13 protein-coding genes and 2 pseudogenes are annotated in these 19,862 nt (G+C 61.2%); 8 read left to right on the forward strand and 7 right to left on the reverse strand.

All coding sequences use genetic code 11. The features are described 5' to 3' along the window. Nucleotides 1-31: 31 nt before the first annotated feature. The 3 genes from acpA to PSH96_RS03540 form a co-directional block, all read right to left on the reverse strand. On the reverse strand, nucleotides 32-1,732 hold the full coding sequence (gene acpA / locus PSH96_RS03530; RefSeq protein WP_305457539.1) for an acid phosphatase: 1,701 nt from the start codon (nucleotides 1,730-1,732) through the stop codon (nucleotides 32-34). 101 nt (nucleotides 1,733-1,833) lie between these two features. Beyond that, a complete protein-coding gene (locus PSH96_RS03535; protein WP_305457541.1) occupies nucleotides 1,834-2,154 on the reverse strand; it encodes a hypothetical protein in 321 nt (106 codons plus the stop codon). 135 nt (nucleotides 2,155-2,289) lie between these two features. Continuing rightward, nucleotides 2,290-3,708, reverse strand: a complete 1,419-nt coding sequence (locus PSH96_RS03540) for a short-chain fatty acid transporter (RefSeq protein WP_305457543.1) — start codon at nucleotides 3,706-3,708, stop codon at nucleotides 2,290-2,292. A gap of 186 nt (nucleotides 3,709-3,894) precedes the next feature. Between PSH96_RS03540 and PSH96_RS03545 the strand changes: the two genes are divergently transcribed. After that, nucleotides 3,895-5,184, forward strand: coding sequence for an MFS transporter (locus tag PSH96_RS03545; RefSeq protein ID WP_305457545.1), 1,290 nt, complete (start codon nucleotides 3,895-3,897; stop codon nucleotides 5,182-5,184). A 3-nt stretch (nucleotides 5,185-5,187) separates the two neighbouring features. On the opposite strand, the gene PSH96_RS03550 is transcribed toward PSH96_RS03545, so the two are convergent. After that, nucleotides 5,188-6,558 carry a gluconate:H+ symporter gene (locus tag PSH96_RS03550; protein ID WP_056859179.1) on the reverse strand — a complete coding sequence of 457 codons (1,371 nt, stop codon included), beginning with the start codon at nucleotides 6,556-6,558 and terminating at the stop codon, nucleotides 5,188-5,190. A 216-nt stretch (nucleotides 6,559-6,774) separates the two neighbouring features. Here PSH96_RS03550 and PSH96_RS03555 point away from each other — a divergent pair, with 216 nt between their 5' ends. The 4 genes from PSH96_RS03555 to PSH96_RS03570 all read left to right on the forward strand — a co-directional run bounded on the left by PSH96_RS03555 (nucleotide 6,775) and on the right by PSH96_RS03570 (nucleotide 13,290). Further along, entirely contained in the window at nucleotides 6,775-7,680 is a 906-nt protein-coding gene (locus tag PSH96_RS03555) for a cation diffusion facilitator family transporter (protein ID WP_305457547.1), read from the forward strand. A gap of 111 nt (nucleotides 7,681-7,791) precedes the next feature. Next, nucleotides 7,792-9,012 carry a TolC family protein gene (locus PSH96_RS03560; protein WP_305457549.1) on the forward strand — a complete coding sequence of 407 codons (1,221 nt, stop codon included), beginning with the start codon at nucleotides 7,792-7,794 and terminating at the stop codon, nucleotides 9,010-9,012. Between the two features lie 18 nt (nucleotides 9,013-9,030). Continuing rightward, nucleotides 9,031-10,137, forward strand: a complete 1,107-nt coding sequence (locus tag PSH96_RS03565) for an efflux RND transporter periplasmic adaptor subunit (protein WP_305457551.1) — start codon at nucleotides 9,031-9,033, stop codon at nucleotides 10,135-10,137. An 18-nt stretch (nucleotides 10,138-10,155) separates the two neighbouring features. Beyond that, nucleotides 10,156-13,290: a CusA/CzcA family heavy metal efflux RND transporter gene (locus PSH96_RS03570; RefSeq protein WP_305457552.1), complete on the forward strand. Its 3,135-nt coding sequence runs from the start codon at nucleotides 10,156-10,158 to the stop codon at nucleotides 13,288-13,290. A gap of 827 nt (nucleotides 13,291-14,117) precedes the next feature. On the opposite strand, the gene PSH96_RS03575 is transcribed toward PSH96_RS03570, so the two are convergent. The 3 genes from PSH96_RS03575 to PSH96_RS03585 form a co-directional block, all read right to left on the reverse strand. Next, nucleotides 14,118-15,512 carry a heavy metal sensor histidine kinase gene (locus PSH96_RS03575; RefSeq protein WP_305457554.1) on the reverse strand — a complete coding sequence of 465 codons (1,395 nt, stop codon included), beginning with the start codon at nucleotides 15,510-15,512 and terminating at the stop codon, nucleotides 14,118-14,120. Further along, nucleotides 15,509-16,183, reverse strand: coding sequence for a heavy metal response regulator transcription factor (locus PSH96_RS03580; RefSeq protein ID WP_017137677.1), 675 nt, complete (start codon nucleotides 16,181-16,183; stop codon nucleotides 15,509-15,511). The genes PSH96_RS03575 and PSH96_RS03580 overlap by 4 nt, the downstream gene beginning before the upstream one ends. A gap of 342 nt (nucleotides 16,184-16,525) precedes the next feature. Beyond that, nucleotides 16,526-17,845: an OprD family porin gene (locus PSH96_RS03585; RefSeq protein ID WP_305457556.1), complete on the reverse strand. Its 1,320-nt coding sequence runs from the start codon at nucleotides 17,843-17,845 to the stop codon at nucleotides 16,526-16,528. A 226-nt stretch (nucleotides 17,846-18,071) separates the two neighbouring features. Here PSH96_RS03585 and PSH96_RS03590 point away from each other — a divergent pair, with 226 nt between their 5' ends. The 3 genes and pseudogenes from PSH96_RS03590 to PSH96_RS29495 all read left to right on the forward strand — a co-directional run. Then, complete coding sequence (locus PSH96_RS03590; RefSeq protein ID WP_305457557.1) at nucleotides 18,072-18,404, forward strand: DUF2790 domain-containing protein; 333 nt, start codon at nucleotides 18,072-18,074, stop codon at nucleotides 18,402-18,404. A 194-nt stretch (nucleotides 18,405-18,598) separates the two neighbouring features. Further along, nucleotides 18,599-19,237 (forward strand): annotated as a pseudogene (locus PSH96_RS29490) (PAS domain-containing protein); the annotation flags it as partial. Between the two features lie 156 nt (nucleotides 19,238-19,393). Then, nucleotides 19,394-19,825, forward strand: a pseudogene (locus tag PSH96_RS29495) (methyl-accepting chemotaxis protein); the annotation flags it as partial. Nucleotides 19,826-19,862: the final 37 nt, after the last annotated feature.

The raw sequence follows: 19,862 nt of genomic DNA on the forward strand, positions 1-19,862 counted from the left end.
CGCCAGGCGTGTCGCTATTGGATAAGAAAACCTACCGGTTGAACTGCAAGGCGTTGCTCAAATCACCCATGGGCTTCTGGCCGCGGGCGATCATCGCGTCATCACGCTGCTTGAGGCCGTCCAGTGTCTCCAGCTGGAACACGCGGGTGATCAAACGCAGGATCGACGCGGTGTCGTAAACCGTATGGTCCACCGTGCCTTTGCGTGCAAACGGCGACACCACCAATGCCGGAACCCGCGTGCCCGGGCCCCAGCGATCGCCTTTGGGCGGTGCCACGTGGTCCCACCAGCCGCCGTTTTCATCGACGGTGACGACCACCACCATGTTTTTCCACTGCGGGCTCTCTTGCAGCACTTTCAAGGCGCGCGCGATATGGCGGTCGCCCGAGGCCACATCGGCGTAGCCGGCGTGCATGTTCAGGTTGCCCTGGGGCTTGTAGAACGTCACGGCGGGCAGCTTGCCCGCCTGGGCATCGGCGAAGAACTTGTTGGTGCCGGAATCATCGCCCAAACCGCCGTCACGCAAGCGCTTGTCACGCTCTGCACGGTTTTGCGGGCCTTGTTGCTTGAAGTAGTTGAACGGCTGGTGGTGGTACTGAAAGTTCGGAATCTTCGGGATGCCGCCCGAGTCCTTGAACTGGTCCAGGGTCGCCTGCCAGGCACCGGCGTACCAGGCCCAGTCGACGTTCTTTTTCGACAGTTTGTCGCCAATGTGTTCGTGGGTTTGCGGCACCAGCACGTTGGGCAGATCGGGTTTGGAGTAGTCCGGGTTTTGCGGGTCGCGGATCCAGGTCGGCCAATACGGCGGCGCCAGGGTATTCACGCCGTAGCCGTCCGGTGTCAAGGCACTGGGGCCGAACTGCGGCGGGCCGCTCATGGCGCTGGCTGGCGACTTGTCCAGCGGCTTGAGACGCGGGTCGGTGGGGTCATCGCTTTGCAGCGTGGCGATCTGCGCCTTGGCCACCGAAAGCGCGGCATTCGGATAAAACGGCGCGGTGGCGCTGATCAGGTACTGGTGGTTGAGGAACGAGCCACCGAAAGCGCCCTGGAAGAAGTTGTCGCACAGCACAAACTCCTTGGCCACGTCCCACAGACGCAGGGAATAGCGGCTCTGGGCGTAGTAACCCATCACCAGGCCGCCGGAATCGGCCCAGGCGACAAAGTTGTCGTTCTTGCCGCCATTGATCTGCATCTGGTTCTGATAGAACACGTGCCACAAGTCCCGGGTGACCAGGCTCAGCGGCAGGTCCTCGGCATTCGGGCCTTTTAGGGCGAATGGCGCGTTGGGCAGGTTTTCCTGGAATTGCACTTCGCTGGGGTAAGTCACCCCGTCCACACTTTGCGGGCCCACTTGCAACACGCCGCCCCAGACCGGTGGCAGGCTGGTCAGCAAGCTGCCATCACGGTCACGTTGCTGCACGTCGGCTGCGGAGAGCGACGACAGTGGTTTTTCCAGGCCAGGGAAGTCTGCGAACAGGTTATTGAAGCTGCGGTTCTCGGCGTAGATCACCACGACTGTCTTCACCTGCTCGTGCAAGGCCTTGTCCAGCTCTTGCGGCGTCAGTGGTCGCACCTCTGGCTTGCCAGGTGCGTCATTGGTGCTGCCGCAGGCACTCAAGGTCGCGCCAACCCCCAGCACCGCCGCGCCCCCGAGGAAACGCCGACGGCTGGTGTCCACGGCCGGCTGGGTTACGGAATCGGGAGAAGGGCGGTCTTCGTGCTCGTCACTCATTGCTGGGCGTTCCTGCTGGTTGATTGTTGCAAGATATTTCGCAGGACGGTAGCAATGCAATGTGACCGAACGAAGACAGCGGTTAGAAAGCTAAAGGGTAGTCACAGCAAGTGCAGTGCCAGTTGGCTGCCCGCGCGCAAGTACTCCACCTGAGCCGTCAGCGCATCCTTGACGATGGCCTCGCCTGTGTCGGTCAGCTTGGCTTTTTTGGCATCGATGACCGTGGTTTGCAAAAGCTGCATCGCCACGTCCATCACTTTTTGGAAGGCTGTCACGTTATTGTGCAGGCCAAACTCGTTGACGACGGCAGCCATACGCCGATCGGCATCGTCTCGCAGAGCTTTGTACTCGACGAACGACACGTGGTCGTCCTTGTAAATATTATTGATCAACTCTTCCAGTGATTTGGACAGGGGCGTCATCGGATTTTCCTTGGCGTTTGTGGGTGGTAAGCCAAGGCAGGTTAATCAAAGGCGCGGGGGAGGGAAGTCAGAGGCTGTCACTGCAATGAGTGGGAAAGCCTCTACACATTTCATCGGAAAGCGCTCTTTGATGCCCTACGGCATCACTGGAGGCAAATACTTCAACGTCGTCCCCAGCGCCCACAGCAGGAACAACACCAGCGGCGTGTGCACCAGCAACTGCACAAACGAAAACCCGATCAGATCCCGTGCCTTCAGCCCCAGCACGCCCAGCAGCGGCAGCATATAAAACGGGTTGATCAAGTTCGGCAGCGCCTCAGCCGCGTTATAGATCTGCACCGCCCAGCCCAGGTGGTATTGCAGGTCATTGGCCACTTGCATCACGTAAGGCGCTTCAATAATCCACTTGCCACCGCCCGACGGTATAAAGAAGCCCAGCACCGCCGAGTACACGCCCATCAACAGCGCGTAAGTGTCGTGGGAGGCGATGGAGGTGAAGAACAACGAGATATGGTGCGCCAGGGTCTGGCCGTCACCACCTTTAACCACGGTCATCAACGCGGCGATCGAGCCGTACAACGGAAACTGGATCAGCACGCCCGTGGTGGTCGGTACGGCACGCGCCACCGCATCCAGGAAGCTGCGCGGGCGCCAGTGCAGCAGCGCGCCGACCATGATGAACAGGAAGTTATAGGTGTTAAGCCCCGAAATCGCGCTGATCGCAGGTTTAGTGGAGAACTCATGGAACAACCAGCCAGCCGCCAGCAAGGCCAGCAGGATGGTCAGCAGCGGGCTGTGTTCCAGCCATTCGCCCGGACGCGTCGGCGGTTGTGGTTTAGGCATATTGAAGGCCGGGTCAACACCACACGCCTTGGCATCACGCGCACTGTTCGGTCCCGGCGCAGTGGCATAGGCGATGATCAGCGACACCACGATCAGCGCCAGCAACAACACGCCCGATTGCCACAGGAAGATGGTCTCGGTGAACGGGATCATCCAGGTGATCGACAGGATCGACGGCGGCAAACTGGCCGGGTTGGCCTGCAACTGCGCCGCCGACGACGACAGCCCCAGTGCCCACACTGCGCCCAAACCCAAATAAGCCGCAGCCCCGGCGGCGCGGTAATCCATGCGCAAATCCGTGCGACGGGCCAGGGCGCGCACCAACAAGCCACCGAACACCAGGGACAGGCCCCAGTTGAGCAAAGACGCGACCATGGAAATCAACGCGACCCATGCCACCGCCGAGCGGCCATTCTTGGGGATGCGTGCCAGACGGTCGATCAGCTTCACGGCGGGCGGCGAACTGGCCACCACATACCCGCCGATCACCACAAAGGCCATCTGCATGGTGAACGGGATCAGGCTCCAGAACCCGTCGCCAAACGCCTTGGCGGCTTCGGTCGGCGCGGCGCCCATGCCCAGGGTCGCCACGGCAACAATGATCACCGCCAGGGCGGCAAACACCCAGGAGTCCGGAAACCAGCGTTCGGCGAAGTTGGAGCAGCGCAGGGCAAATCGGGCATAGCGGCTTTCTTCGATAGCATCGGCCACGGGTCTTTCCTCTTGTATTTATTATGGGTGTTGGCAGTTTTACGGCATGTTCCGCTACGGGCATTGATATGGGAATGCAGTTATCTTCATCGATCCATGAGGAAAACAAATATATCTGCCGCGATTGCCATCACTGGGCGCAGCTCATAACCTGCACGCCATTTTGTTTGCCTGCCGAGCCTCCACATGACTGCCACCTTTTCCCCATGGGCGCAGCGTTTTTCCCCTTCCGACTACAAAACCCTGGGCCTGGCCGCCCTCGGCGGCGCGCTGGAAATCTACGACTTCATTATCTTTGTGTTCTTTGCGCTGACCCTCAGCCAATTGTTCTTCCCGCCGGAAATGCCCGAATGGCTGCGCCTGCTGCAAAGCTTCGGCATCTTCGTCACCGGCTACCTGGCGCGCCCGCTGGGCGGCATCCTGATGGCGCACTTCGCCGATCACTTGGGGCGCAAACGCGTGTTCAGCCTGAGCATCCTGATGATGGCCTTGCCGTGCCTGCTGATCGGGATCATGCCCACCTACGCGCAAATCGGTTATTTCGCCCCGCTGATCCTGCTGGCCCTGCGCGTGCTGCAAGGCGCCGCCGTGGGTGGCGAAGTGCCCAGCGCCTGGACCTTCGTCGCCGAACACGCGCCGCGACAGCACCGAGGCTACGCCCTGGGCTTCCTGCAAGCCGGGCTGACCTTTGGCTATCTGCTCGGCGCACTCACCGCCACCTTGCTCGCGCAGATCTTCAGCCCGGCTGAAATTCTCGACTACGCCTGGCGCTTCCCGTTCTTGCTCGGCGGCGTGTTCGGTGTGATCGGCGTGTGGCTGCGCCGTTGGCTCAGCGAAACCCCGGTGTTCCTCGAAATGCAGGCCCGCCGCCAGGCCGCCGCTGAAATGCCGTTGCGCACCGTGCTGCGCGACCATCGCGCCGTGTTGCTGCCGGCGATGATCCTCACCTGTGTCCTGACCTCGGCCGTCGTGGTGTTGGTGGTCATCACGCCCACCATGATGCAAAAAACCTTCGGCATGAGCCCCAGCCATACCTTCGCCCTAAGTGCGCTGGGGATCGTCTTCCTCAATATCGGCTGCGTACTCGCCGGTTTGCTGGTCGACCGCATCGGCGCCTGGCGCGCAGTGCTGGTCTACAGCCTGTTGCTGCCGGTGGGCATTGCGGTGCTGTACGCCAGCCTGATCAGCGGCGGCGTGTGGCTGGGCGCGGCGTATGCCGTGGCGGGCTTGAGTTGCGGCGTGGTAGGCGCGGTGCCGTCGGTGATGGTCGGCCTGTTCCCGGCGCAGGTGCGGGTGTCGGGAATCTCCTTCACCTACAACATTGCCTATGCGTTGTGGGCGAGTACAACGCCACTGTTGCTGATCGCCTTGATGCCGACCAGCCCGTGGATTTGCGTGGGTTATTGCGTGGTGATGGGCGCGGTGGGGGTGGCGAGTGTGGCGCTGTTTGGCAAGCGCCACACCTTGGCCGCCTGAGGGTCAGGTCAAAAAGTGCCAGAGCAGCAGCGTACCGACCAGCCCAACCACCGAAACAATGGTCTGCAACACCGACCATACCCAAATCGTCTGTTTCAGCTGCAAACCAAAGTACTCACGCACCATCCAGAACCCGGCGTCGTTGACGTGGCAGAAGAACACCGAGCCCGCGCCGATCGCCAGCGCCACCAATGAGCTCTGGGTCGCGGCCAGCCCGGCCATCATCGGCGCGAGGATGCCCGCCGTGGTGGTGGTAGCGACCGTCGCCGAGCCGGTGGCCTGGCGCAGGGCCACGGCGATCAGCCAGGCCAGCAGCAGATACGGCATGTGCGCGCCTTCGGCGACCTTGCTGATGGTCTGGCTGACGCCGGCGTCCAGCAGGGTTTGCTTGAGGCCGCCGCCGGCGCCGATGGTCAGCAGTAACACAGCGATGGGCGCGAGGGCTTTGCGCAGGGTGTTGCCGACTTCGGCACGCGGCATGCCGGCGGCCCAGCCCAGGCAGATGACGGCAGCGATCACGGCCAGGCCGAGGGCGATCAGCGGTTCACCGAGGAACTTCAAGGTCAGGCCGACGGTACTTTCGGCTGGCAACGCGACTTTGGCCAAGGTGCTGCCGAGCATTAAAATCACCGGCAACAAAATGATCAGCAGCGACACACCAAAGCTCGGCTGGCGCGGCGCCTTGGGCGGTGCGCTGAACAGCGCGCCGATGTCGGCCGGCTCATCCACGTGCAGGCGCTTGGACAGCCAGTTGCCATAGAGCGGGCCAGCGAGAATCACGGCCGGCACCGCCAGGCAGAAGCCCAGCAGCATGGTCAGGCCCAGGTCGGCGTGCAACGCGCCCACCGCAATCAACGGCCCCGGATGCGGTGGCATGAGGGCGTGCAGGGTGGTCATGCCCGCCAGCGCCGGGATGGCAATTTTCAGCAGTGGCTGGTTCGAACGTTTAGCCATCACGAAGATAATCGGCACCATCATCACCAGGCCGACTTCGAAGAACAGCGGCAATCCAATCACCATGGCCACCAACGCCATCACCCACGGCAGTGACTTGCCTTTGCCCAAACCAAGCAAGGTGGTGGCGATGCGGTCGGCCGCGCCGGATTCGGCCATCAGCGCGCCGAGCATCGAGCCCAGGGCGATGATGATCCCGGCTTCACCGAGGATCGCCCCGGCGCCTTTGCTGAAGGCTTTGGCGACTTCTTCCGGCGGCAATCCGGCGCCCACACCGGCGATGAACGTGCCGATCAGGATCGACAGGAACGGCGGCAGCTTGGTGGCGCTGATCAACACAATGATGCTGGCGATGGCCAGCAGAACGCAGAACATGAGGCGGGTGTCGTGAACCATCCACGCGGCAGTCGATAACTCCAAAACGGGACTCCTTATCGAACAGGTTGGCTAATTTGTTTCTTTTTGTTTCCTGCTCGAAAAGCATACCTGATAGAACTGCCGCGGCGCATGCATGGGCGATTTTGGTGCGCTCCATCTAACGATGAGCTGGCGGGGGAGTGACAAGTTTGCAAGGTATGCGCGGTAATTTGGCCTATAGCTCTATGATCAACGGACTACACACCATGAGGACATGCCATGAGCGCAGGACACAGCCACGCCCAAGTACGCGCCGGCCACGAACGCAAGTTATGGATGGCCCTGGGGCTGACCGGCAGCTTCATGATTGCCGAGGTTATCGGCGCTTTTGTCACCGGTAGCCTGGCGCTGTTGTCCGACGCCGCGCACATGATGACCGACGCCCTGGCCCTGGCGATTTCCCTGGTGGCCATTCAGGTCGCCAAGCGTGCGGCCGACCGCAAGCGCACTTTTGGTTATGCGCGTTTCGAGATCCTGGCGGCGGCCTTCAATGCGCTGCTGCTGTTCGCCGTGGCGTTTTATATCCTTTACGAGGCCTATCAACGGTTGCAGGCGCCGGCCGAAATCCAGTCCACCGGCATGCTCGTGATTGCGGTGCTGGGGCTGATCGTCAACCTGATCTCCATGCGCCTGCTCAGCGCTGCCAGCGGTGAAAGCCTGAATGTGAAGGGCGCTTATCTGGAGGTCTGGAGCGATATGCTCGGTTCCATCGGCGTGATGATTGCGGCGGTGGTGATCATGTTTACCGGCTGGGGCTGGGTGGACTCCGTGGTGGCGGCGGCGATTGGTTTCTGGGTGTTGCCACGCACCTGGACGCTGCTCAAGGAAAGCATGAACGTCCTGCTGCAAGGCGTGCCGGACGGCATCGATATCGATCAGGTTGAGCAGGCCATTCGCGGCGTGCCTGGGGTCAAGGACGTGCACGACCTGCATATCTGGGCGCTGACCAGCGGCAAGAATGTGCTGAGCACGCATTTGGTTGCGGATCCATCGCAAGGCACTGAGCAACAAATCCTCACGCGAGTGACGGAATTGCTGCACGAACAATTCGATATTTCCCACGTCACCTTGCAGGTTGAAGGCGAAGGTTTTCATCACGACGACCCTGACGAGGTGCATGCCTGAGGCCGTACCTGTCGGATTTGTAATGTTCGCTCCACTGCTCTGATAAGTCGCGAAAGCTACATTGCCCCCGCTGGGAAACCTCAGCGACTTCATGGGCGTGGAACTCTCGTTATGGCACTTTCTTTTAGAACATTTTTGGGGGCAGCCGCGTTGTGGGTAGCGGCGAACGCCGCCCAGGCTCAAACCCTCACTCTCGATTCAGCCCTGCAAACCGCCTTCGCCAACAACCCCGACCTGGCCGCCGCGCAATGGGAAATCGACATCGCCGAGGGCGGCCGCCAGCAGGCGGGTTTGATCCCCAATCCAGTGGCTTCCTGGGATGCCGAAGACACCCGCCGCAACTCGCGTACCACCACGATAAAACTCAGCCAGACTTTGGAGCTGGGTGGTAAGCGTGGGGCGCGTATCGATGTGGCAATGCGCGCTCAGGATGCCGCCGCGTTGACGTTGGAGCAACGTCGCAACGGCCTGCGCGCCGATGTGATCGACAGCTACTACGGCGCCCTGCGAGCCCAGGAACGCCTCGACCTGGCACAACGCTCGATGGCCTTGGCCGAGCGCGGCCTGGTGGTTGCCAATGGTCGCGTCAAGGCTGGCAAGTCGTCGCCGGTGGAGGCCACTCGCGCTCAGGTGCAACTGTCGGAGATCCGCCTTGAACTGAACCGCGCGCAGATCGGCCTCACGGATGCCTACCGCCGTCTCGCCGCCAGCACCGGCAGCGCCAACCCTGACTTTCAGGCGGTCGCCACGCAAAGCCAATCCGCACCACCGTTGCCGCCCTCCGCACCCTTGCTGGCGCGGCTGGAGCAAACCACCGAGTTGCGCCTGGCCGAACTGCACATCCAGCAAAGCGAGGCCAGCGTGGGCCTGGAAAAAGCCCAGCGGATTCCAGACCTCGATGTATCGATCGGCAGCCAGTACGACGCCAGCGTGCGTGAACGTGTGAACGTGGTGGGCGTGTCGATGCCGATTCCATTGTTCAACCGTAACCAGGGCAATGTGCTGGCCGCCAGCCGTCGCGCCGACCAGGCCCGCGACCTGCGCAACGCCGTCGAACTGCGCCTGCGCACCGAGACCCGCCAGGCCCTGGACCTGTGGCAAACCGCCGATACCGAAGTGCGCGCCTTCAACCAACAGATCCTGCCCGCCGCCCAAAGCGCGGTGGACAGCGCCACCCGTGGCTTCGAGATGGGCAAGTTCAACTTCCTCGACGTACTCGACGCCCAACGCACCTTGATCGCCGCACGCACCCAATACCTCGCGGCGACCGCCCAGGCCACGGATGCCTGGGTGCGTATCGAACGGATTTACGGCGACCTCGCCCGGTTTTGATTTTTTCTGGAGTCCTTTATGAAACATACACATGGCGTGGCGCTTGCCGTCGCCCTGGGCCTGATGCTGTCTGGCTTTGCCGTCGCCGATGAAGAAGAAGGCGCGCTTGAACTCACTGAACAGCAGATCCAGGCCGCCGGTATTCAACTCGCCCAGGCGCAACCGCGCTCGATCAGCACGGTGTTGACGCTGCCGGGGGAAGTGCGTTTCGACGAGGACCGTACCTCGCACATCGTCCCGCGTGCGGCCGGTGTGGTGGAGGCGGTCAAGGTCAACCTTGGCCAGTCGGTGAAGAAAGGCGAGCTGTTGGCGGTCATCTCCAGCCAGCAAATTTCCGACCAGCGCAGCGAGCTGGCAGCCAGTGAACGTCGGGTCGAATTGGCGCGCACTACCTTCCAGCGCGAGCGCCAATTGTGGAAGGACGAAATCTCCGCCGAGCAGGATTACCTGCTGGCGCGGCAGACCTTGCAAGAGGCCGAAATCGCCCTGAACAATGCGCGCCAGAAGATGACCGCCCTCAGCGGCAGTGCGGTCCTGGTCGGTGGCAATCGTTATGAACTGCGAGCGCCGTTTGCCGGCGTGGTGGTGGAAAAACACCTCGGCGTTGGCGAGGTGGTCAGCGAGACCAGCAACGCTTTCACGCTCTCGGACCTGTCCCAGGTGTGGGTCACCTTCGGCGTGTTCCCCAAGGATTTGAATAAGGTACGGGTCGGCAAACCGGTGAAGGTCATCTCCACGGAAATGGGTACCGAGGTGCAGGGCACCGTGGCCTACGTGGGCAATTTGCTTGGCGAACAGACACGTACCGCCACCGTGCGCGTGACCGTGCCTAACCCCGATGACGCCTGGCGCCCGGGCCTGTTTGTGACGGTGCAATTGGCCACCGATACCTACCAGGCCAAGGTCACCGTGCCGCAAACCGCGATCCAGACCGTCGAGGACAAACCTTCAGTATTCGTGCGCACTGCGCAGGGCTTTATCACCCGCCACCTCGAACTCGGCGTGAGCGAAAACGGCTACGTCGAAGTGCGCCAGGGCCTTGACGCCGGGGCGCAGGTGGCCACCGTCGGCAGCTTCATCCTCAAGTCTGAACTGGGTAAAGGCTCGGCCGAGCACGCCCATTGACCCTGCGAGTGATTCCCCATGTTTGAGCGCCTTATCCAATTTGCCATCGAGCAGCGCATCATCGTGCTGCTGGCGGTGCTGTTGATGGCCGGTGTCGGCATCGCCAGCTATCAGAAGTTGCCCATCGACGCGGTGCCCGACATCACCAACGTGCAGGTGCAGATCAACTCGGCGGCGGCCGGTTTTTCACCGCTGGAAACCGAACAGCGCATTACCTTTCCGATTGAAACCGCCATGGCCGGGTTGCCGGGTTTGCAGCAGACGCGGTCGTTGTCGCGCTCGGGGTTGTCCCAGGTGACGGTGATTTTCAACGACGGCACCGACCTGTTTTTCGCCCGCCAATTGGTCAACGAGCGCCTGCAAGTGGCACGCGGGCAATTGCCGTTGGGTATCGAAACTGCGATGGGGCCGATCTCCACCGGCCTTGGCGAAATTTTCCTGTGGACCGTCGAGGCCGAAGACGGCGCGCGCAAGGACGACGGCACGCCCTACACGCCGACCGACCTGCGCGTGATCCAGGACTGGATCATCAAGCCGCAACTGCGCAATGTGCCGGGCGTGGCCGAGATCAACACCATCGGTGGCTTCGCCAAGGAATACCAGATAGCCCCGGACCCCAAGCGCCTGGCGGCCTACAACCTGACGTTGGGTGATCTGGTCACGGCGCTGGAGCGCAACAATGCCAACGTCGGCGCCGGTTACATCGAGCGCAGTGGCGAGCAATTGCTGATCCGTGCGCCCGGTCAGGTGGCGTCGATTGATGATATCGCCAACATTGTCATCACCAGCTCGGATGGCACGCCGATCCGCGTGCGCAATGTGGCGCAAGTCGAAATCGGCCGCGAGTTGCGCACCGGCGCGGCCACCGAAAACGGCCGGGAAGTGGTGTTGGGCACGGTGTTCATGTTGATCGGCGAAAACAGCCGCACCGTGTCCCAGGCCGTGGCGAAAAAACTCGAAGAGATCAACCGCTCACTGCCCGCCGGTGTGGTCGCCGTGACGGTCTACGACCGCACCAATCTGGTGGAAAAAGCCATCGCCACGGTGAAGAAAAACCTCTTCGAAGGCGCGCTGCTGGTGGTCGCGGTGTTGTTTCTGTTCCTGGGCAATATCCGCGCGGCGTTGATCACGGCGATGGTGATTCCGCTGGCAATGTTGTTCACCTTTACCGGCATGTTCACCAACAAGGTCAGCGCCAACCTGATGAGCCTCGGCGCGCTGGACTTCGGCATCATCGTCGACGGCGCGGTGGTGATCGTCGAAAACGCGATCCGCCGCCTGGCCCATGCACAGCAACGGCATGGGCGGTTGTTAACGCGCAGCGAGCGCCTGCATGAAGTGTTCGCGGCGGCCAAGGAAGCACGGCGGGCGCTGATCTTTGGGCAGTTGATCATCATGGTGGTTTACCTGCCGATCTTCGCCCTCACGGGCGTGGCCGGGAAGATGTTCCATCCCATGGCCTTCACCGTAGTGATTGCGCTGCTGGGCGCGATGATTCTGTCGGTGACGTTCGTCCCCGCCGCAATAGCGCTGTTCGTGACCGGCAAGGTCAAGGAAGAAGAAAACCTGGTGATGCGCACTGCACGTCGGGTCTATGCGCCGGTGCTGGATTGGGTCATGGCGCGCCGTGCGTTGGTATTCGGTTTGGCGGTATTGACCATCGTCGCCTCGGGCGCGGTAGCGAGTCGTATGGGCAGCGAATTTATCCCCAGCCTCAGCGAAGGCGACTTCGCCCAGCAGGCTTTGCGCGTACCCGGTACCAGCCTGACGCAATCGGTGCAGATGCAGCAGCAGCTGGAAAAAATACTGATCGCCCAAGTGCCGGAAATCGAGCGCGTGTTTGCGCGCACCGGCACGGCGGAAATCGCCTCTGACCCGATGCCGCCGAACATTTCCGACAGCTACGTGATGCTAAAGCCGAAGGATCAATGGCCGGATCCGAACAAGTCCCGCGAGGCGCTGATTGCCGATATCCAGCGCGCCAGTGCGATTGTGCCGGGCAGTGCGTATGAATTGTCGCAACCGATCCAGTTGCGTTTTAACGAGCTGATTTCCGGGGTGCGCAGTGACGTGGCGGTGAAGGTGTTTGGCGATGACATGGCGGTGCTCAACAAGACCGCTGGGGAAATCGCCGAAACCTTGCAAAAGCTTGATGGCGCCTCGGAGGTGAAGGTGGAACAGACCTCCGGCCTGCCGGTACTGACGATCAATATCGACCGTGACAAGGCCGCACGTTTTGGCCTGAATGTGGGCGATGTGCAGGACACCATTGCCGTGGCCGTGGGTGGGCGTCAGGCCGGTACGTTGTACGAAGGCGACCGGCGTTTCGACATGGTTGTGCGGTTATCCGACGCATTGCGCACCGATATCGAGGGCCTGTCGCGGCTGTTGATTCCGGTGCCTGCGCAGGCTGGCAGTGCGGCGGGGCAGTTGGGGTTTATTGCCTTGTCCCAGGTGGCGAGCCTGGACCTGGTGCTCGGCCCGAACCAGATCAGCCGCGAGAATGGCAAGCGTCTGGTGATCGTCAGCGCCAACGTGCGCGGGCGTGATATCGGCTCGTTTGTTGAAGAGGCCGAGACGGCCATCAGCACCCAGGTGAAGGTGCCTGCCGGTTATTGGACCACCTGGGGTGGCCAGTTCGAACAGTTGAAGGAAGCCTCCGAGCGTTTGCGCATCGTGGTGCCGGTGGCGTTGCTGTTGGTGTTCGGGTTGCTGTTCATGATGTTCAACAACCTCAAGGACGGCTTGCTGGTGTTTACCGGGATTCCGTTCGCCTTGACGGGTGGAATCATGGCGCTGTGGCTGCGCGATATACCGCTGTCGATCTCGGCGGGCGTGGGCTTTATCGCGTTGTCGGGTGTGGCGGTGCTGAACGGCTTGGTGATGATTGCCTTTATCCGCAACCTGCGTGAAGAAGGGCGCCCTTTAGCGTTGGCGGTCAACGAAGGCGCGCTGACGCGCTTGCGCCCGGTGTTGATGACGGCGCTGGTAGCGTCACTAGGGTTTATCCCCATGGCACTCGCCACCGGCACCGGCGCCGAAGTGCAGCGGCCGCTGGCAACGGTGGTGATCGGCGGGATTATTTCCTCTACGTTGCTGACCTTGCTGGTACTGCCGGCGCTGTACCAGTGGGCGCATCGCCAGGAGGAATGATGCGTATGAGCTGAGCGGACTTGGTAATGAAATCTCCAAAGCGCCCACAGGGGATTGGCTGTGTTGGTTAGATCTCAGTTCGCAGGGCCATCGCGCCATGCGCAAATCCCACCAGCGCAGCAGTTCAACTGTGGGAGCTGTCGAGCCCCAGCGAGGCTGCGAAGGCGGCGGCACTGGCGATACACAAGTTGCCTGACCCACCGCTTTCGCAGCCTCGCTGGGGCTCGACAGCTCCCACAGGGGATGGCTGTGTTGGCTAGATCTCAGTTCGCAGGGCCATCGCGCCATACACAAATCCCCCCAGCAACAAAGATCCAATGTGGGAGCTGTCGAGCCCCGGCGAGGCTGCGAAGGCGGCGGCACTGGCGATACATAAGTTGCCTGACCCACCGCTTTCGCAGCCTCGCTAAAGCTCGACAGCTCCCACAGGGGACCGGCTATGTTGGTTAGATCTCAGTTCGCAGGGCCATCGCGCCATGCGCAAATCCCACCAGCGCAGCAGTTCAACTGTGGGAGCTGTCGAGCCCCGGCGAGGCTGCGAAGGCGGCGGCACAGGCGACATATAAGCTGCCTGACCCACCGCTTTCGCAGCCTCGCTAAAGCTCGACAGCTCCCACAGGGGATCGGCTGTGTTGGTTAGATCTCAGTTCGCAGGGCCATCGCGACATGCGCAAATCCCACCAGCGCAGCAGTTCAACTGTGGGAGCTGTCGAGCCCCGGCGAGGCTGCGAAGGCGGCGGCACTGGCGATACATAAGCTGCCTGACCCACCGCTTTCGCAGCCTCGCCAATGCTCGACAGCTCCCACATCGTTGAATTGCCCATTCCCTATTCAGGCAGTACCCGAGGAAACACCAGGCGAAACAAGGTAAAGCCGCCGGGCAGGCTGCGTACGTCAGCCTGCCCCTGGTGCAGGGCCATGATTGATTGCACGATGGCCAGGCCCAACCCGGTGCCGCCTTCGGTGCGGGCGCGGCTGCTGTCGACACGGTAGAAACGTTCGAACAGGTGCGGCAGGTGCTGCGCCTCGATCCCGGGGCCGGGGTTGCTGACCGACAGCGCAACCTGATTGCCATAGGCCTCCACCAGCAGTGAAATATGCGAGGCCGCCGGGCTGTGGCGAATGGCATTGGACAGCAGGTTGGACAGCGCACGTTGAATCATCAGGCGGTCGCCCTGCACCTGGGCATTGCCGCTGAGGGTCAGGGTCAGTTGTTTGTCTTCGGCACTTAAGGCAAACAAATCCATCACCCGGTGGGCTTCGTCCGCCAGCGACACGTGGGTAAATGAGCCCCGCGCGGCCGGATGGCTGACCTGGGCCAGAAACAGCATGTCGGAGACGATGCGCGCCAGGCGTTCGAGCTCTTCGGTGTTGGATTCCAGCACCGCCTTGTACTCCTCAGGTGGCCGCTGGCGGGACAGCGTCACCTGGGCCTTGCCCATCAGGTTGGTCAATGGCGCACGCATTTCGTGGGCAAGGTCATCGGAGAATTGCGACAGCTGTTGCACCCCCGCGTCCAGACGGTCGAGCATCACGTTAAAGCCATGGGCCAACTCGCCCAATTCCTGGGGCAGGTTATCGATGGATAAACGGTGGGTCAGGTCCTGGGTGGTGACCTTGGCCGCCACATGGCTGAACTGCTTCAGCGGCGCGAGCCCGCGTTGCACCAGCCACCAGGCGCCCATGCCGATCAGGATCAGCAGCATCGGCAAGGCAATCAAGGTGGCGCGCAGGTAGGCACTGAGCAACGCCTGATCGTCCATGCGGTCCAGCGACAGCAGCACGCGCACCCGTTCGCCATTGGCCAGGCGCATCAGGCTGGAGGCGCTGAGCACTCGGTTGTCATTGCTGTCGGCCCAATTGAGGTAGCCGAGGGTTTCCCTGGGGGCGAAGTCCGTCAGCAAAGGCTCCTGGGGCTTGGCGCCAATGCTCAGCAGTACGCTTTCATCCGGCGCGGTGCCGACGATGGTCAGGTAGAAATTGTCGTGGCCGATCACCAGGTCCATCAATGAGTGCGGGCGGGCGCGGATGCGGTTGGCGTCCAGGCCTTGGGCCAGGCTGTGCTGGATCTGCTCCATCTTGCTTTCCAGGTTCTTGCGCGCCAGCTTTTCCAGCTCGTGGGTCAGCGCCACGTACGCCAGGGTCGCCAGCAACAGCACCAGGCCGGCGCCCATCAGGCTGACGGTCAAGCCGAGGCGCATCGACAAACTGCCGGCTCTCATCCGCGCGCCTCCAGCACATAGCCCACGCCGCGAATGGTGTGGATCAGCTTCACTTCGCTCTGGTCATCGACCTTGGCCCGCAAGCGGCTGATGGAGACTTCCACCACATTGGTGTCGCAGTCGAAATTCATGTCCCACACCAGCGAAATAATCTGCGTGCGGGTCAGTACTTCGCCGGTCTGGCGCATCAGCACCTGCAGCAGCGCAAACTCCTTGGTGGTCAGGTCGATACGCCGGGTGCCGCGATAGGCGCGATGGCGGCGCGGGTCCAGTTCCAGGTCCAATACGCGGAACACGTCCGGCTGCGGGATATGCTCACTGCGCCGTAACAACGTACGCACCCGCGCCAGCAGCTCGGGAAACTCGAAGGGTTTGACCAGGTAATCATCGGCGCCCATGTCCAGGCCCTTGATCTTGTCGGCCAGGCGGCCACGGGCAGTCAGCATCATCACCCGTTGCGTGCCATTGCGGCGAAGCTGCTCCAGCACCTCCCAGCCATCCTTGCCCGGCAGGTTGACGTCGAGGATAACCAGCTCATAGGCGTGCTGCCCGGCCAGGTGCAGGCCGTCGATGCCATTGGACGCGCAGTCCACCACATAGCCGCTTTCATTGAGGCCCTGTTGCAGGTAGTCGGCGGTTTTTTGCTCGTCCTCAACCACAAGGATACGCATGGGGATTTACCTTTTACTGAGGGGGAAGGGCTCCATTTCCTTATGGAATCAGGTGTTTTGTGAGTAGGAAAAGTCTGAACTGTGAAGTAGCTTCAGGGTCAACTGCGACCATTGGTCGCTGCTAAACCTGCCCGCAAAAAAAAACGCCCCGAAGGGCGTTAAAAATTCATCTCTTTCCAAAGGAGCTACAAAAAAGCTTCTAGAGACGAATGTTGCTCGGTGCAAATAAGTTGATGCGAGTATAGGGACGTCAACTTAACGGGAAGCTGAGCTCAATATTACAGTTTTGATAACTGGCTATTTGTGAACAGATGTTAGTTAACGGCAAGCGAATGTAAGGGCTCACAGTGCAACCAGTGGGTACTCGGCAATCAAGCGAACTTCCTCCAGGTCTGACTCGAACGCACTGGAGCGCACCGTGGCCTGGCGTAAACGCAAGGACAAATCCTTGAGGCTGCCACTTTGCACCACGTATTTGGCCTCGATATCCCGTTCCCATCGGCGTTGATCGGTCAGCGGGTTACCGGCTGCGTCGCGGCGCATGTACACCGCGTTGGCGTTGCTGTAGTCGGCGCCGGTGCCTTTGGCGTAGCGGGTCATGAATGACAGGCCGGGAATACCGAAGGCCTGCATGTCGAGGTCGTAGCGCGCCATCCACGAGCGCTCCTTGGGCGAGTTGAAGTCGCTGTACTGGATCGAGTTGTTGAGGAAGATCGAGTCCGACTGGCGCAGGTAGTCGAAGTCGTCATTGCCATTGTTGCGCTGGTGCGAGAGGGCCAGGCTGTGGGCGCCAACCTTGATCCCGAGCCTGGCGCTCCAGATGTTGTTGTTGAATTCGCCCAGCAGCTTTTTGCCTTCGTCCACGGCCTTGTAATAGTTGACGTCGCCGAACAAGGACACGTCGTCGCTCAGCGGGTAACTGGCGTTGGTGCCGACGTAGTACTGGTCCCAGGCATCCTTCAGGCGGCTGCTGTACGCACTGACACTGAGGTGTTTGTTCACCGCGTAGTCGCCGCCGAAATAGCCGATCCAGGGTGAGTCGACCTTGCCTGCGTAGAAGGTCGCAAAGCCTTTGTTCATGCCGCTGTCACTCGGCTGGCTCATGCCGCTCAGGCGTCCGCCTTGCAGGCTCAAGCCCTCAAAGCTGGTGTTCTGCGCGGTGACGCCGCGAAAGCTTTCCGGCAACAGGCGCGAATCGCCAGAGGCCACCACCGGGGTGGCGGGGAACACATCGCCAGCCTTTATCACCGTGTCCAGTACCCGCAGTTTCGCCGCGCCGCCGAATTTGCTGTAGCTGCTTTCGGGGTGGTTGTCGCTGTCTACCGGCAACACCCCGAACGAACCCTTGCCGCCGCTGCGACCGGTGCCCGAGTCGAGCTTGAGGCCGTACATGACAAACGCATCCAGGCCGAAGCCTACGGTGCCTTGGGTAAACCCCGATTCGAATTTGCCGATCAAGCCTTGCGCCAGGGCTTCGGAGTAGCCGTTGCCGGTAGGGCTGGACTGGCCCTTGCGGTCATCGCGGTTGAAGTAAAACGTGCGCGCCAGCACGTTCACGCGGCTGCCTTCGATAAAACCTTCGGGCTTGTCCTCTACGGCCGCGGCGGCCAGGGGCAGCGCGGCCAGTAAGGAAAAGGGAAGGATGTAGTAAGTGATGTGCATGTTTCGCTCCTTGGTAGTGGCAGTTTTCAGCTTCTTATAGAGTCGGGCGTTCTTATTGATCTGGCCCGGGCCGATAGTTGCAAACCGCGGATAACGAACTCATTGCGTGAACATTACAATTCTGGAAACTTACGGCCACCTAACAAATAAGTAATGTTTTGGTGAACATTGCGTCAGGGTTGGTTGATTAATCTCGTCACTGAACTTTTCAGACGAGGAACTAATGATGAACGCTTATAAAGTTGCCCTGGGTGTCTTGGTCGCTGCCCTGTCTTTTGGCGCGTTGGCCGAAGGTGGTGGGGACCGCACTTTTGCCCTGATGATGGAGCGCAATGAAAAAGCCATGGCCGCTTACGCCGAAAAGAAGGGCAAACCCGCGCCCGAGGTGCAGGCCTATCGCTATGGCATGGAGCTGGACATTGAGAAGGTGGTCAACGTGACGCCGCCGATCCGCGCCTGCGAGGCGGTGCCGTCGCGCATGACCTATGAAGACTCCACCGGTAAGCTCAATACCCTGGAGTATCAAGTGATGGGCGTGTGTCGAAACAACGGCGGTTAATGGATCCAAAAAACAGTTGGGTGCGGCGAAAAAAAGCGCTTCAGAAAACGCCGGCAGCGCCGATGCAGGTCAGACCCACCTCCCCAAAAGCCCATCGGTGCCCCATGTTCAATACCCGCCTGAAGCAAGAGCTGTCTGCTCTTCGCGAAGAATTGTCGAGCTTGCAGCAGGTCAAGGAGAGCCTGGAAAGTGAAATGCTGTGCCTGACGCTGGACGCCGACGGCCGGGTGGAGTGGGCCAATGCCAACTTCCTGCAAGAACTGGTTTACCAGGCCAGCAACATTGTGGGGCGTCACATTGATGAGCTGGTGCCGCCGCATGTGCGCCAGGACGAATTCCAGCTGCGCTTTAAAAATGCCTTGGTGCGCGGCGAACACTTCGCCGGCGCCGTGCGCCTGATACGTGGCAACGGCAAGGAAGCGTGGCTGCGCTCGATCGTGCAGCCGGTGCGCAACTCGGCGGGGCGCATCAAGCATTTTTCGATTTACTCAAGCGACCTCACCCGCACCATCGAGGCGTCGCGCGAGCACGAAAACCTGATCACTGCGCTGGTGCGTTCCACGGCGGTGATCGAATTCGACCTCGACGGGCATGTACTCACGGCCAATGATCGCTTTCTCGGTGGCATGGGCTACAGCCTGGCGCAGATCCAGGGCAAGCATCACCGAATGTTCTGTGAACCGCAGGAGTACAACAGCGCCGAATACCAACAGTTCTGGAAGCGCCTGAACGCCGGTGAGTTTGTTGCCGCACGCTTCAAGCGGATCGATAGCCACGGCCGCACGGTTTGGCTGGAAGCCACGTACAACCCGGTGCTGGACGCCAATGACCGGCTGTACAAAGTGGTCAAGTTCGCCACAGTGATTACCGATCAGGTCAATCGGGAACAAGCCGTGGCCGAAGCTGCCAACATCGCCTACAGCACCTCGCTGCAAACCGACAACAGCGCCCAGCGCGGCACCACTGTAGTGACCCAGGCGGTGGATGTGATGCGTGATCTGGCCAAGCACATGCAACAGGCCGGTGATGGCATCGAGGCGTTGAATGCGCAATCCCAAGTGATCGGCACCATCGTCAAGACCATCAGCGGCATCGCCGAACAGACCAACCTGCTGGCGCTCAACGCAGCCATTGAAGCGGCGCGTGCCGGTGAGCAGGGCCGTGGTTTTGCGGTGGTGGCCGATGAGGTGCGTCAGTTGGCCTCGCGTACCAGCAAAGCCACCGAAGAGATTGTCGGCGTAGTCCGCCAGAACCAGGACATGGCCCGCGATGCGGTGACCTTGATGAACGACGGCCGCCTGCAGGCCGAGCAAGGCCTGGCCCTGGCGGCCGAGGCGGGCACGGTGATTGTGGAGATCCAGGACGGCGCGCAAAAAGTCGTCAGCGCGGTGGGGCAGTTCGCCAATCAGCTGTCGAGCTGACCCGCAGGGTTTGTGCTTGAGGTATCGTAGGTTTTTT

It is taken from the genome of Pseudomonas sp. FP2338, from assembly GCF_030687515.1.
In the GTDB taxonomy this organism is placed as follows: domain Bacteria; phylum Pseudomonadota; class Gammaproteobacteria; order Pseudomonadales; family Pseudomonadaceae; genus Aquipseudomonas; species Aquipseudomonas salomonii.